General features: G+C 62.9%; 9 protein-coding genes and 2 pseudogenes. 3 read left to right on the top strand and 8 right to left on the bottom strand.

The genetic code is table 11. From position 1 onward, the window contains the following. Nucleotides 1–6 precede the first annotated feature (6 nt). The 8 genes from ACR65T_RS17575 to ACR65T_RS17540 form a co-directional block, all read right to left on the bottom strand. The gene (locus ACR65T_RS17575) at nucleotides 7–1269 is read right to left on the bottom strand and encodes an MFS transporter (protein WP_434497691.1); all 1263 of its coding nucleotides are present in this window, start codon (nucleotides 1267–1269) and stop codon (nucleotides 7–9) included. Next, nucleotides 1250–4030, bottom strand: coding sequence for a nitrate reductase (locus ACR65T_RS17570; RefSeq protein WP_434497690.1), 2781 nt, complete (start codon nucleotides 4028–4030; stop codon nucleotides 1250–1252). Before ACR65T_RS17570 ends, ACR65T_RS17575 begins: the two co-directional genes overlap by 20 nt. 8 nt (nucleotides 4031–4038) lie before the next feature. Further along, nucleotides 4039–5619 (bottom strand): sulfite reductase subunit alpha, encoded by a 1581-nt coding sequence (locus tag ACR65T_RS17565; RefSeq protein WP_434497727.1) that lies wholly within the window; start codon nucleotides 5617–5619, stop codon nucleotides 4039–4041. A gap of 5 nt (nucleotides 5620–5624) precedes the next feature. Then, entirely contained in the window at nucleotides 5625–7379 is a 1755-nt protein-coding gene (locus ACR65T_RS17560; protein ID WP_434497689.1) for a NirA family protein, read from the bottom strand. A gap of 1 nt (nucleotide 7380) precedes the next feature. Continuing rightward, nucleotides 7381–8610 carry an NAD(P)/FAD-dependent oxidoreductase gene (locus ACR65T_RS17555; protein WP_434497688.1) on the bottom strand — a complete coding sequence of 410 codons (1230 nt, stop codon included), beginning with the start codon at nucleotides 8608–8610 and terminating at the stop codon, nucleotides 7381–7383. A 327-nt stretch (nucleotides 8611–8937) separates the two neighbouring features. Further along, nucleotides 8938–10086, bottom strand: a complete 1149-nt coding sequence (locus tag ACR65T_RS17550; protein ID WP_434497687.1) for a CmpA/NrtA family ABC transporter substrate-binding protein — start codon at nucleotides 10084–10086, stop codon at nucleotides 8938–8940. Continuing rightward, nucleotides 10083–10655: an ANTAR domain-containing response regulator gene (locus ACR65T_RS17545; RefSeq protein ID WP_434497726.1), complete on the bottom strand. Its 573-nt coding sequence runs from the start codon at nucleotides 10653–10655 to the stop codon at nucleotides 10083–10085. Before ACR65T_RS17545 ends, ACR65T_RS17550 begins: the two co-directional genes overlap by 4 nt. A 97-nt stretch (nucleotides 10656–10752) precedes the next feature. Then, nucleotides 10753–11919, bottom strand: coding sequence for an alpha-amylase (locus ACR65T_RS17540; protein ID WP_434497686.1), 1167 nt, complete (start codon nucleotides 11917–11919; stop codon nucleotides 10753–10755). 706 nt (nucleotides 11920–12625) lie between these two features. On the opposite strand from ACR65T_RS17540, the gene ACR65T_RS17535 reads away from it, so the two are divergent. From ACR65T_RS17535 to ACR65T_RS17525, 3 genes and pseudogenes are all read left to right on the top strand, one after another. Beyond that, nucleotides 12626–14098: a pyruvate kinase gene (locus tag ACR65T_RS17535; RefSeq protein WP_434497685.1), complete on the top strand. Its 1473-nt coding sequence runs from the start codon at nucleotides 12626–12628 to the stop codon at nucleotides 14096–14098. Between the two features lie 113 nt (nucleotides 14099–14211). After that, nucleotides 14212–14426, top strand: a pseudogene (locus tag ACR65T_RS17530) (IS5/IS1182 family transposase); the annotation flags it as partial. A gap of 316 nt (nucleotides 14427–14742) precedes the next feature. Further along, nucleotides 14743–14853, top strand: a pseudogene (locus ACR65T_RS17525) (DUF6471 domain-containing protein); the annotation flags it as partial. Between the last annotated feature and the right edge of the window lie 55 nt (nucleotides 14854–14908).

Here is a 14908-nt window from a genome sequence, read left to right as displayed (position 1 = left end):
CTCGGCTCAGATTCGCGCGCCGGAAACGGCGCCCCAGGTCGTCCGCCAGCGCGTCTTAACGAAGATCAAACCCACGAGACCGAGCAGCGCAAGGAAACCGAAGAAGACGAACCCGGCGGTGAAGCCGCCCGTCGCGCCCTTGGAGTAGGCGAGCGTCCTGGCGAGGAAAAATCCGCCAAAACCACCCGCGGCGCCGACGAGGCCGGTCATCGCGCCGATCTCCCGGCGGAACCGCTGCGGCAGCAACTGAAACACCGCGCCATTGCCCATGCCGAGCGATAGCACGCCGACAGAGAACAGCGCCACCGCTGCAAAGGCGACGGGCGGCAGCTGCATCAGACCCCATCCCGCAACGCCCTTCGCCGGGGCCGGTCCCGCCGGCAGAAAGGCGACGGCGAAATAGCAGGCGGAAACGAGAACGAAGAGGAAGCACAGCGTCTTCACCCCGCCGATGCGATCCGCGATATAGCCGCCGACGGGCCTGAAACCCGAACCGAAAGCGACGATCAGCGCGACCATGAGGCCCGCGGCGACTCCCGTGGCGTGATACTGCGTCGTGAAATAGAGCGGAAGCGCCGAAGCAAGGCCAACGAAGCCGCCGAAGGTGATGAAGTAGAAAAACATGAACCAGCGGCTGTCGGAGTCCGCGAGCATTCTGCCGTAGTCGGCAAGAGCAATCGTCGTTTTGCCGCCGGGCGCGTCCTTGGCGGCCAGCGAATAAATGAGCAGCACCAAGACCATCAGCGCGAGCAGAACGCCATAAACCGTCTGCCAACCGTAAGCCTCGGCGATCGAGGGCGCAAAAAGCGTGTCGAGCACGACGCCCATATTGCCGGCGCCGGCGATGCCCATCACCAGACCCTGATATTGCGGCGGATACCAGCGGCCCGCCTGCGGCAAGGCGACGGCGAAGGAGGCGCCGGCGAGTCCGAGAGACAAGCCGAAAAGCGCGATGGCGATCGAACTGCTCAGGCCAAAGACGCACACCAGAGATACGGCGAACATCACGATCGCCTGCGCGAGGATGCCCGTCATCTTCGGGCCGATCGCGTCGGCGAGGAGGCCGAGCGGAACGCGAAAGAAGGCGCCGCCGAGAACCGGAATCGCGACAAGCGAGAGTTTGTCCTCGACGGAAATCGGCATGTCTTTGGCGATGTAGATCATCAACGGCCCGAGCGAGACCCAAGCCATGAAGCTGATATCAAAATAGAGGAAGGCCGCAAGCAGCGTCGGCCAATGACCGGCCTTTTTAAAATCCGACAGTTTCATCAGGTGCTCCTTCTTTCATGCTTGTTTGGTCCTCTCGCGCCAAATCCATCGCAGAGTCGGCGGCGAGAGAAATCTTGATGAGACGTTGAATTTCCGGTCGGCATGAGCCGCAATTGGAGCCGGCGCGGGTGGCCCTGCCGACGGCGGGCGCCGAGCGGCAGCCTTGCTGGATTGCGGCTTCGATTTGCTTTTGGCCGACGCTAAAGCATGAACAGACGAGCGGACCGTCATCCGACAGCTGTCGGCCCGAGCGACCGGACAACAGCGACAGCCGCTCTGACTGATCGAGACGATCGCGGGCGAAGAGTTCGAGCGCCAAATCCCAAGATGGCGAAACAGGCGCCAGAGCCCAGATGAGCGCTGCGCGGTCCTCGACGAAGGCGGCGCCCGAAAAGAGGCCCGTCGTCTCATCGATCAATTGTGCGACGTCTTCGCTCGCCGCAGCGGCGCGGATGACGTCTGTCCAGCCGTCATCCGACAGGTCGGCGGCGACGCGGTAGCCGTAGCCATCAGCGACGGCGACTCGCGCCCACCATACGCCCTCGGGCAGCGTGATCGAGCCGCGCGAGAGGAGGAAACCCTGGCGCGCAAAGCGCAAAGGGGTGACGATGGCGGGCGTCGCCTTGGATTCCGGCTGACCCGAGAAGGGGTCAAAAAAGGGCGCGACGAGCGCGCCAATGCGCGCATCCGCGGCGGTTTCATCGGTCCAGTGGATCGGCGCGAAAACATGCCCGGCGGGCTGACGATCCGTCGCCACCGCGCGCAAGACGCAGCTCCCATAGGGCGTCGCGACGCGAGCGAAGCCGCCGTCTTCTACTCCAAGATCCGTCGCGTCTGACGGATGGATCTCGACAAAGGGTTCAGGAAGATGTCGCGCAAGGCGGGGGCTCGCGCCCGTGCGCGTCATGGTGTGCCACTGATCGCGGATGCGGCCGGTATTGAGCCGAAGCGGAAAATCCTTCGTCAATGTGGTCGCCAACGTCGGCTTCGTTGGCGCGACGAATGTGGCTCGTCCGCCCTGCGAGAAGAACGCGCCGTCGGCGAAGAGGCGTGCGCGGCCCTTGCCGTCGCCATCGCGGATTGGCCACTGCGTCGGCTCGAGCGCGTCATATTCAGCGTCGCTCAGCCGCGCGAGACCGCCAATGTCGAAAGCCCGCGTTGCGTCATTCTCGAAAGCCGAAAGCGCGGCGTGTTCGCGAAAAACATCTGCGGATGAGCGGTAATCAAAACCTGCAAAGCCCATGCGTCGCGCGACATCCGCGAAGATCGCCCAGTCGGCGTGCGTTTCTCCCGGGGCAGGCATAAAGGCGCGCTGACGCGAGATGCGGCGCTCCGAATTCGTCACCGCGCCGCTCTTTTCTCCCCACGCCTGCGCCGGCAGGAGCAAATGCGCGCCGCTATTGATCGTATCGTTCGACGCCACATTGTCGGAGACGATGAAGAGTTCGAGCTTGCTAAGTGCGGCGCGTGCGGCATTGGCGTCTGGAAGCGACGCCGCCGGATTGGTTCCGACGACCCACAGCGCCTTGATGTCGCCGCGCCCGATGGCGTCGAACATCTGCACCGCCTTCAGCCCCTCGCGCGTCGCCATGCGCGGCGCATTCCAGAAGCGGCGAACGCGGTCGATGTTTGCGGGCTCGAAGTGCATATGGGCAGCGAGGCTGTTGGCGAGTCCGCCGACTTCGCGCCCGCCCATGGCGTTGGGCTGGCCCGTGAGCGAAAAGGGCGACGCGCCAGGCTTGCCGACGCGGCCTGTCGCGAGGTGACAATTGATGATGGCGTTGACCTTGTCGGTCCCCTGCGCCGACTGATTGACGCCCTGCGAGAATGCCGTGACCGTGCGGGGCGTTTGCGCGAACCATCCGAAGAAGGACGCAATGTCGACCTCGCGCAGGCCGGTCGACGCGGCAGTCGCTGCAATCGACGGCGCGAGACGCCGCGCGGCCGTCAGTGAGCGCTCCAGGCCCGCCGTATGGCGGCCGACGTAATCCATGTCGAAGGCGCCGACCTTCGCCAGATTGACGAGGAGGCCGCAAAACAGCGCCTGATCCGCGCCCGGCGCGATCTGCAGAAACAGGTCGGCGCTTTCCGCCGTCACCGTGCGGCGCGTATCGATGACGACGAGCTTGGCGCCGCGCTCCTCCTTGTTGCGCATGATGCGCTGGAACAGAATGGGATGACACCAGGCGGCGTTGGAGCCGACGAGCACAATGAGGTCGGCTTCGTCCAGATCCTCGTAACAGCCGGGCACGACGTCGGCGCCGAAGGCGCGCTTGTGGCCCGCGACCGTGGAGGCCATGCACAAGCGCGAATTGGTGTCGACGTTGGCGGAGCCGATAAAGCCCTTCATCAGCTTGTTGGCGACGTAATAGTCCTCGGTCAGCAGTTGACCGGAGAGATAGACCGCGACGGCGTCGGGACCGTGCTGGTCGACGATGCGGCGAAATCCCTCCGCGGCTTCGTCCAGCGCCGCATCCCAACTCACGCGCGCGAAGGCGCCGTCAGACTGACGACGCATCGGATAGAGAAGGCGCCCCTCCAGCCCAAGCGTTTCGCCGAGAGCTGAGCCCTTGGAACAGAGCCGGCCGAAATTTGCGGGATGGGCCGGATCGCCAATCACGTCGGCGCCATTTGCGGACGCGAGCACGCCGCAACCGACGCCGCAGTAAGGGCATGTGGAACGCGTCGCGGCCGCCTGAATCGATGGCGCGTGCTCTTGCAGATTTTCAAGCGGCGCGGGCGCCAGGACGTCTTCGAGCATGAGCGGCCTCAATAGACGTCCTGTTGATAGCGCCCGCTCTTCTTGAGCTGCGCGACGAAGGCGACCGCTTCATCGGCGTTGCGGGCGCCGAATTCGGCGACGACGTCGACAAGCGCGCGTTCGACATCCTTGGCCATGCGCTGCGCATCGCCGCAGACGTAAAAATGCGCGCCTTCCGCAAGCCACGCCCATAATTCACGGCCGGACTGGCGCATGCGGTCCTGCACATAGAATTTTTCCGCGCCATCGCGTGACCAGGCGAGCGACAGACGTGTGAGCAGACCCATCGCCTTCATCGTTTCGAATTCGTCGGCGTAGAAGAAATCGCAGGCCGAGCGCTGGTGTCCAAAGAAGAGCCAGTTCCTGCCGGGCGCGCGGGTCGCCGCGCGCTCATGCAGAAAGGCGCGAAATGGCGCAACGCCGGTGCCAGGCCCGATCATGATGATCGGCGTCGCGGGATCATCCGGCAGGGCGAAGCCGTGCGCAGGCTGCACATAGACCGGAAGGCTGTCGCCCGGCGCGATGCGCTCGGCCAGAAAGGTCGAGGCGACGCCAAGACGCTTGCGCTTGCCGACGACATATCGAACCGTGTCGACAGTCAGCGACAGGCGTCCCGGCGTCGCCTTGGGGGACGAGGAGATGGAGTAAAGGCGCGGCTGTAGCGGCTCCAACGCTTCGACAAAGGCTTCCGGATGCGGCCGCGCGCTGGGGAATTTCTGCAGCACGGCGAGCACGTCGAGCTTGGCCGCGTCGCCGTCTGGATCCTCGCCCTGCGCCAGCAAGCGCGCCTTCTCGCGCTGCGCGCCGCCGGTGACAAAGGAGATCAGTTCGAAAAGCGCATCAGGCGCCGGAGCGAGAGAGACGTCGCTGAGCAATGCTTCGCGCAGAGTCCTGTCGCGCACGGGCGTTACATGCGAGGCGCCAAGCATGGCGATGATCTGGTCGACGAGGCCGAGATCATTTTTGGGAAACACGCCGAAACTATCGCCGACTTGGTAATTCAGTTCGCTCGCGCCAAGATCGAACTCGACGTGCCAGGTCTCCTTCTCGGAGCCTTCCATATTCAGCCGACGGCGCGACGTAAAAGTCGCGCGCGCCGGATTGTCGCGTGAGCAGCCGGGCGCCGCAACGATAGTGGGTTCAACTTGCGCAACAATGGTTGGCGCTGGCGAAGGTTGATCCAGCTCCGCCGCAAGCGCCTTCAGCATGCGCGCCGTGTCCTTGCCGCCGGGCGCGCAGAGATTGAGGCGAGCCTCCTTGCGCACCGCGAGCGCGTCCGCATAGGTCTCGCAAATGTAGCCGCACTGGCCGCAGTCCTGTTGCGCCATCGCCGCCATCAGGCGGCGACGCAACGGCCGGCCTTGGGCGAGCTGCATGCGCGATTCGAGCGCCAGCGTCTGGTCATGCCACGGCGCCTCGCCATCGTCGCTATCGGCGCCGGCCATGACGGCGGCGTTGGCCTCTGGCGAGAGCGGCGTGATCGAGCTGTCATCGGGCGCGGCGAAGCCGGCAAAGAAGCCGCTGAGCCAGGCGCGCTGCTCGGGCGTGAAAGGCGCGTTCGGCGGAATAAGGAACGGCGGAGAGGACATATGGGTCACGCCACGCTCTCCTCATTGGCGAGACGGCGCAGCGTCTCGATGTCGTGACGGCGCGCGAAGCCGACAAAGGTTTCGTCCGCGTTCGCCCGGTTCTTTCGATAGGCGCGAAGAATCTTCGCCACCATTTCCGGCGCCTCTTCCGCTTTCACATTTTGATAAAACTCGGCGGCAATGCCGGCGTCTTCGGCAAAGCCGCCGCCGACGAGAATGTGATAGCCCTCGACCGTGTCGCCCTCGTCATTCACCGGCACGCGCGCGCCGATCAGTCCGATGTCGCCGATGTAATGCTGCGCGCATGAATGATGACAGCCAGTGAGGTGAATGTTGATCGGCGTGTCGATCGGCGCCGCCGTCTCGCAATAGGCGGCGATTTCTTCCGCATGCCGCTTGGTGTCGGCGGCGGCGAAACGGCAACCGGAATTACCCGTGCAGGCGACGAGTCCGGCGCGAATCGGCGAGGCTTGCGTGGAAAGGCTGAGCGCCTCGATCATCGCGACAGCTTCGGCAAGCTGTGCGTCGCTAACGCCGGTGATCAGCACATTCTGCCAGACCGTGAGACGCAGGCCGCCGTCGCCGAATTGGCGCGCGATCTCGGCGAGACCGCGCGCCTGCTCGGGGGTAATACGACCGACCGGCAACGCAACGCCGATCCAATTGAAGCCCGGCTGCTTTTGCGGATGCGCGCCGATATGCGCGGCGCGATCCTGACGCGGGCGGACGGCGATCGCAGCGGCGTCGACGCGAAGCAGCTTGCGGCCCAGCTTTTCTTCGACGGCGGCGAGAAATTTGTCGAAGCCCCACGCGTCGAGCACATATTTGAGCCGCGCCTTGGCGCGATTGGTGCGGTCGCCATGCTCGATGAAGACTCGCAGAACCTTGTCGGCGACCTCCACCGCCTCGTCCGGCGAAGCGATGACGCCCGTGTCGCGCGCGAAATCCTTGTGACCCGTTATGCCGCCGAGCGCGAGACGGAAATAAACGCCCGGCGCGACGCCGTGGGCATCCTTTACGGCAACGGCCTGAAAGCCGATGTCATTGGTGTCTTCCAGCGCGCCGATCAATCCCGCGCCGTCAAAGGCGATGTTGAACTTGCGGGGCAAGCCATACAACGAGTGATCGTTGAGGATGTGATGATGCATGGCGCGCGCATAGGGGCGCGTGTCGATGAGCTCCTGCGGATCGACGCCGGCGGTCGGCGTGCCGGTGATGTTGCGAATATTGTCCGCGCCGGAGCCCTTGCTCCACAGTCCGAGATCCTGAATCGCCTCCAAAATATTCGTCGCGTTTTTCGGCGCGACCTCGCGGATCTGGATATTGGCGCGCGTCGTCACATGCAGATAGCCGCCGCCATAATTTTCCGCGAGATCCGCAAGCCCAGCGAATTGCCAATAGTTGAGCGCGCCATTGGGAATGCGCAACCGGCACATATAGGAATCCTGCGCCGGCGCGACATAGAAGAGCCCATAGTAGCGCCAGCGGAAATTGTCGGCGGGCTTTGGCGGCGCGTTCTCTTTCGCTTGAGCGACAAGCCGCGGCCAGGCGTCGAATGGATGCTCTTCGCGCTTCCATTTTTCTTGATCGTTGAGCTTGCCGCCGGCGGCCGTGACGCGGTCCTGCGCGGATAAATGCGCGGCGTCCGGCCCCATCGGCTGCGCTTGCGCGGGCGGCGCCTTTTGTCCGCCGCGCGCGGAGAAGCCGGCTGCAAAACCTTCGAGATAGCGCTTCTGGTCGAGCGTGAAATCGACGGACATGTCAGGCCGCCTCTTGCATCGGCGCGCCGAACATCAATTCGTCGCGCAGAGATGAAATGTCCGCGCCGGAACGGATGAGATCGAGAAGATCAGCCGCGCCGCTCGTATCTCCGATCAGGATCGCGCCAACGAGCCTGTCGTCGCGCTCGACAAGCTTGCGATAGAGGCCCATGCGCGGGTCCTTGCAGACGATGCGGCGTGCATCGCCTTCGCCGAGATAATCGCCGGCCGAAAAAACACGCACGCCGGAGACTTTCAGATTGGTGGAGACGACGCTGCCGCCATAGGACGCGTCTTGTCCGGCGAGGCGCATGGCGAGAACGCGGCCCTGCTCATAGGCGGGCTCGACGAGGCCGTAACAGACGCCGCGATGTTCGGCGCATTCGCCGATGGCGAAAACGCCTGGCGCGCTTGTCTCGAGGCCATCGTCGACGATTACGCCTCGGCCGACGTCAAGACCGACCTGTCGCGCGAGGTCGGCGTTGGGGCGAATGCCGACGGCGAAAATCACGGCGTCGACTGGAATCGTTTGTCCGTCGGCGAATTCTACATTCTCGACTCGGCCCGAACCGCTGATACGCGTCGCGCTGGCGTTGAGAAGCACGCGCACGCCTTTTTCTTCGACGAGGCGGCGCAAGATGTCGGCGCCGGCCGCATCGAGTTGGCGCTCCATCAGCCGATCCATGACATGGGCGAGCGTCACGTCGACGCCGCGTCGCGCAAGGCCATAGGCCGCCTCCAATCCGAGAAGGCCGCCGCCAATCACAAGCGCGCGCATCTCCTTTCCCAGCCGCGACAGCGCGTCGACGTCCTCCACGTCGCGAAACACGTGAACGCCGGGAAGATCGGCGCCCTCGATCGGCAGCCTTGCCGCGCGCGACCCGGTGGCGAGCGCGACTTTCGAATAGGCGACGCTCTCGCCATTATCGAGAAGGAGGCGCCGCGCCGCGGCGTTGATCTTGATGACCTTGCGGCCGCTCAGGACCTCAACGCCGGCGGCGCGCCACCATTGCCGGGGCTTGAGCTCGATGTCGTCGACCGACAATTCCCCGGCGAGCACCGAAGACAGCAGCACGCGGTTATAGGCAAGCCGCGGTTCGTCGCCGATCACGAGAATGTCGTATCGATTCGGCGCCCGGTTCGTCAGCTCCTCGACGAAACGCGTGGCGGCCATGCCCGCGCCGACGACGACAAGCTTCTCGCGACTTTTACACTCCTGCAATCCAGTCATGTGTCGACTCTGCTGAACGGCCGAACGGTCCGGTCACAGGTCGCTTTGCCTTACGTGGGATGTGAACGGGCAAGACGACCAAAGCGCGACGCAAATTGCGAAATCGCTTCTGTGACGGAGCCCAGCTTTGGGCTCGTTCCGGCGGACCGGCGGTCGTCGTTGACCGATGAGGTGATTGCACATTTCGGGCCAGACGCGCCGGCGGGGTTTTTCCTGCAGAATGCGGGCGTTTGGCGCTGACCAACGGCGGCAGGCGGCATTTTGCGGTGCCGAATGCTTAGGCGCGAGGCGCCTAACGGCTGTCCCTTTTGAGCATCAGTTCAGCGCTCACAGACGCTGTCCGATATCGAAGCCGGCGAGATAATCCGCATAGCTTCGGCCGTCGAACGACGGTCCCGCAAAGGCCCCGATTTCGCGCTGAATGTGCGCGCAATTAATGGCGGCGTCGAAAAGATCCGGGCGCAGGACGCTCTTCGCACGATCGGCCATCTCTGGCGAATGGCGCGTCTGCCCCCAGCGAAGCATTTGCGCATAAATCCACTCGGCTTGCCGTGGATCCGGCCGCATGGCGCCGTCTCGTCCAATGATGAGGTAGTTGGCGTCGCTTCGTTCATCGCGCGCCTTGACGCGCAAATTGCCCGTGAGCACGCGGCGGATGATCTCGGCGTCGACGCCGACATATTCCGGTCGCGAGAGGATTTGCGAAACCTCGCCTAGGTTTTGCGGCTCGTCGACGAAGGCGGCGCCCCTATCGAGCGCGCGGATCAGCGCGGCGACGAGATTATGATCATCGTCGGCGAAGCTTTCGCGCAGAGCGAGGACTTTCTCGGGCGCGCATGCGAAAATCTCGCAGCCGAAATGCAGAATGACGCCAACGCCGGCGTCGACCGCGACAGAACTCCAGGGCGCGCCAACACAAAAGCCGTCGAGCTGGCCGCGCGCCAGATTTTCGACCATGTAGGGCGGCGGCAGAACGATCAACCGCAGGTCTTCATCCGGATCGACGCCGCCTTCCGCCATCCAGTAGCGCAGCTGATAATTGTGCATGGAGAAAGGAAAGGTCATGCCGAAGGTCAGAGGCTCCCGTCCCTCGGCCCTTCGCCGCGCGACGAGCTTGGCGAGCGCGCGGGCGGTTTGCGCCGGATGCGCGACCTCGCCTTCCGCGGCGAGTTCCCCATAAAGCGCTGTCGACACCGCGATCGCATTGCCGTTCATCGCGAGATTCATCGGCGCGACAAGCGGGACTCGCACATGGCCCAGTCCGAGCGTGGAAGCGACCGCCATTGGCGCCAGCAGATGCGCCGCATCGAAACGGCCAATGGCGAGCTTGTCTCTAATATTCGCCCAAGACGCTTCGCGGATCAGTTCGATGTCGAGACCTTCCACCTTGGCGAATCCCTTATGCGCGGCAATCAACAGCGCAGCGGCGTCGACGAGCGGAATGAAGCCGATTTTCACATGCGCTTCGCCGGTCATTTAAACATCTCCGCCGCAGTGATGACCGAGCGCGCAATTTCGATAATCTTTTTGTTTTCGCGCATGGCGGCGCCGCGCAGCATCTTGTAGGCGTCGTCTTCGGAAAGCTTCTTCGCCTTCATCAATATGCCTTTGGCGCGTTCGATCGTCTTGCGCTCCTCGAGATCGGATTTGGCCTGCTCGAGATCATCCTGAAGCTTCGAGAAGGCGTTGAACCGCGACACGCACAGATCGAGGATCGATTTGATGCGCTCCTTTTTCAATCCGTCAACGATATAGGCCGAGACGCCAGCGTCGACCGAGGCTTGAATCGACGCCGTATCGCTCTGATCGACAAACATGGCGATCGGCCGACGCACGGCGCGACTGACCTGAAACATTTGCTCAAGCGTATCGCGCGAAGGATTCTCGAGATCGATCAGGATCACGTCAGGGTCGCTGGCGTAGATGTGCTTCAGCAGATTGTGCATCTCGCTGATGCGCTCGACTTGCGTGAAGCCGGCGTCACGCAGTCCCTCCTCGAGGATCAACGAGCGAATGGGACTTTCGTCGACAATGACGATCTTCAATTCACGGCGTCCAGTGAGCGCATGTATGGGTCGCGCCAGCGGCGGCGCATCGCCGAAAGTCTCCGCGATCCGCCCGCCAGGCCGCGACCAACGCACGTTATATCTTGAACCGCAGCGACATGCCCGCCTGCCAGTTTTTCATGATCTGCGGACCGTTGAGATTCTGATAGACGGGCAAACCGGCCTCGAGTGCGACCGTCGCATTGTCATAGCCGACAAATTTGCCGCTGATCGTCGCGCCGCCGAAGAGTTCGACCCGCTGCCCGCCGTAAAAGGCCGGATTTGCCGGCACGGCCGGGCCACGGATTTCCGGATCGAAGCCGCGAATCGGGCCCTGCGTCGAACCGCTCACGCGGAAGGTGGTGGTGAGTCCGGGCGTCCAGGTATAGCCGCCCCAGGCGTTGAATTCATGCAGATCGCCCCATCGGTAGCCTCCGGAAGGAGTGGGGCCGAGCGGGAAGCGCAGGCGATATTCGAGCAGGTAGTCCGAGGAATAGCCCAGCGAATTTGCGGCCAGCGGGAAGCGCCCGCGATAGCCAAGCCCCCACGACCATGGTCCCAGATAGCCCGCATAGACGATGCCCGGTAGCAAATCGAATGTGCCGGTGCCGGGCTGCATCCCATAGAACGCGCGGACGTTGCGGCGGGAACCGTCGGGCAGAAGAAAGTCCTTGAACGTGGCGGTGTAACTGCCGGCGGGCAAGGAGACGCCAAGCGAGAGCTGGATGCGGTGGACGTCGTCCTGATAGATGCGATAGACGCCCGACAAAGTGACGTCGGCAAGGCTCGTCGTTCCCGGCAAACTCCTGCCGAGCGGCAGAATGCCCGACGCGCCCTTGAAGGTTAGCGCATTGAGATTTTTCTCGATCATGCCGGCCGTGAGAACCACCGCGAAATCTTTCGTGACGCCATAGCTCAGGCCGACAATTTGCGTCGCGACCGCAATGTTTTGCGGAATAATGCGCACAGTCTGCTTGGGATTGAGAAAGAACGGCACGGTCGTGACGATATATTCATTTGAGACCGTGCGCGTTCCCATCTTGATGCCCGACAGATTGGCGAAAACGGGCGTAATGGAGAAAACGAGTTTGCCGGCGGCCGGCATATCGGCGCCGAATACCCCCATGGGCGCCGGCGGCGGCGGAGGCGGCGCGGGCGCCGCGAGCGATGGCGGCGGCGCTTGAACTTGTATCGAAGTCGCCTCGGACGGCGCGTTCTTGCGGGGCGCGGCGTTCGCGTCGGTCGCGACGAGCGCGGACGCCACGACTATCAATCTTGCGCCGCGCCATGGCGGCTGTCGGCGCATCGATCGCTGGGACTGTGCTCTCTTCATCGCGAACCTCATCTGCATCTCGCCTGCGCGCGCCCCAGAAACGAAAAAAGCCGCTGCCTGAACGCCTGCGAAGCAGACGTTCAGGACAGCGGCGATGCTGGGGGCCCTTCTGTGGACCGGGTGACGTCGCAAGCGACGCCCTCGCGCTAAACGGATGCAATGAAGGCGCCACCTACAGCCAAGCCGTATGGCGCTAGTCGCTTAGTCACGCTGAACGACAGGCTTTTGCGAGCGTTCGCGGTTACACACGCTGGCAAGCGAAACGTTCACGAGGAACCATTCGCGTGGCGCGCTTTGCTTGAGAGGCGGCAGCGAGCGCTGAAAAAATTCGCATTCTGCCGCCAACAGCGACAGCCGATCAGACTGACCGCCGAGCCGACGCCAACGGCGAACCAGGGCGTCCCTCAACAGAGTGGCTACTGCGCGCGGTCAAAGGGAATAATCATGCCCTCAAGCATGGCCGCTACACCGCGATCAATCGCCGAACCGCACGAAAAACGCCGCCTGCCGAACTTCGTGCTATCGAACTGCACTTGAAATCAGCCCCCCTCGCGCCGTGCGGCAGGGTTTTTGATTCTTGTCACGTAACAGACTTAGGCCGGGCCTAGGCCTGAACCTGGAGATTCTGGGGCGAGTCATGGCCGATCCTTCGGCGCTTTACGATGAAATCGATCGTCTGTGCGCGCAACTGCAACTCGACGCGGCGCGTCAGGCGGAAGAGTGGCAAGACTGGGCGATCCGCCCGGATTTCGTGGCCAGCGCCGAAAATCTCGCCGCCTATCTTGCCCTGCGCCGTTACGATCTGCGCGCGACGCAACGCGAACTGATGGCGCTCGGCCTGTCCTCGCTGGGGCGGCTGGAAAGCCGCGTCCTGCCGACGCTGCAGGCCGTGCGCGCCGCGCTGAGCGCTCTCGCCGGGCGCGAAAAATGGGCGAAGCCGGATGAGGAAGCGTTTTTCGCGGGCGAAAAGGAGCTGGCCGCCCGCACACGCGCCCTTTTCGGCGACATATCCACCGACGGCATCGCCTCATTGCTCGTCACCTGCCCGTCGGAAGCGGCGGAGGATAGAAGCTTCATGTTGTCGCTGGCAGAGAAGGGCGTGGAGGCCGTGCGTATCAATTGCGCGCATGATGACGCCGACAAATGGGCGCGGATGATCGAGCATGTGCATGCCGCTGGCGAGCACACCGGGCGAAGGATGCGCATTTTTATGGACCTCGCCGGTCCAAAGGTCCGCACCGGCGAATTTTGCGCGCTCCACCACGACAAGCGTGTCCGGATCGACGATCTGATTGCGCTGGTCGCGCCCGGCAAACTCGACCGGCCGGGCAAGAAGGACGCCGCTTTCGCTGTCGAATGCACTTTGACCGAGACGCTCGACGCCTCGAAGCCGGGCGACCGCCTTTCGATCGACGACGGCAAGGCGGAGGCGAGGATCGAGCGGGTCGAAGACGATTTCGTCATCGCCCGCATCACCCGCTGCGACGCGGAAGGCTATAAACTCAAATCCGAAAAAGGCCTAAATTTCCCCGACGCGGAACTGGCCATCCCCGCCTTGACCGCGAAAGACCGCGAGGATTTGCGCTTTGTCGCCGTCCATGCCGACGCCATCGATTTTTCCTTCGTCCAAAGTGTTGAAGACATTGAATTACTGCAGGCGAGGCTCGCCGAAATTCGTCCGGACGACTGGCGAACCATTCCGCTGGTGTTGAAGATCGAAACGCCGCGCGCCGTGCGCCATCTCCCGGACCTGATCGTGCGCGCCGCCGCACGCCAGCCAATAGCGGTGATGATCGCGCGCGGCGATCTGGCGATTGAAATCGGCTTTACGCGTCTGGCCGAAATGCAGGAGGAAATCTTGTGGATCGGCGAAGCGGCGCGGGTTCCAGTGATCTGGGCGACGCAGGTGATGGAGAATCTGGTTAAAACGGGCGCCTTTTCGCGGGGCGAGATGACCGACGCGGCCATGGCGGCGCGGGCCGAATGCGTGATGCTGAATAAGGGGCCGCATCTCATCAAGGCGATCGGCGAGATTGACCGCCTAATCGGCCGAATGGACGCGCATTTTCACAAAAAAAACCCGCAGATGCGCCGACTGACCAGCTGGTGAGACGAGTGGCACAGCCTCGACCAATCATTCTTTACTATGAGACGCTGTTGAAAACGTCTCGGGCCGCTCGATCACGATGTGACTCATTTTTCTTGCTCGACGAGGGATGAATCATACGGGGCGAAGATCGGCGCACAGGATCGCTATTCAGCTATGTCGATCTTGAAGCGCAGGTTGGAAAGGATCTTCCGCTGCGAGCGATCCGATTGCTTGTGAACAAGACTTTGGCGGCGCTGGCAGGCGATTTCTCGGCCGCTATATACGCCGATTGGCCGCCCGTCGATCCCGGCGGAGATGCTGCTGGGGTGCAATGCTACTGCAAGCATTCGATCCGCTCGGAGCGCCAGTTCGGTATTATGGCGCAAACGCCACAGCCGGCAACGCCTTATTTTTTCGGCATGGCTGAGATACGCACAGTCACCACCCTGCGCAGAGAAGCGCGACGAAATCATTGCCGTCATTAAGCTCTATGAGCGCCAGCTAGAACAAGCCCGCGCCGATCGCGCGCATGTATTGGCGTCGATGCAAATATTCGACTCAGACGCTGACGTGAAGCCCTACGTCGATATTCACCACATATTTAAGCGGACAGAGAAGATCGTCCTTTGCCGGGAAGCGCTCGCTGACGGCCGGGTTTCAACGAAACCGAAGCCTCGATCCCGATGAAGCTGAAGCGGGGAACATTCTCCGCGATTTTTCTTCTAGCTTGCATTGCCGTTCTCGGCGTAACCGGCATAGACTTGGGAGACATCTAACGGCAACTAGCCTCGATCAGAATTACGATCGCCATCATAGCCATGGTGAGATCGA

Source organism: Methylocystis sp. (assembly GCF_051061285.1).
Taxonomy (GTDB): domain Bacteria; phylum Pseudomonadota; class Alphaproteobacteria; order Rhizobiales; family Beijerinckiaceae; genus Methylocystis.
This window is presented reverse-complemented; position numbering and strand designations above follow the sequence as displayed.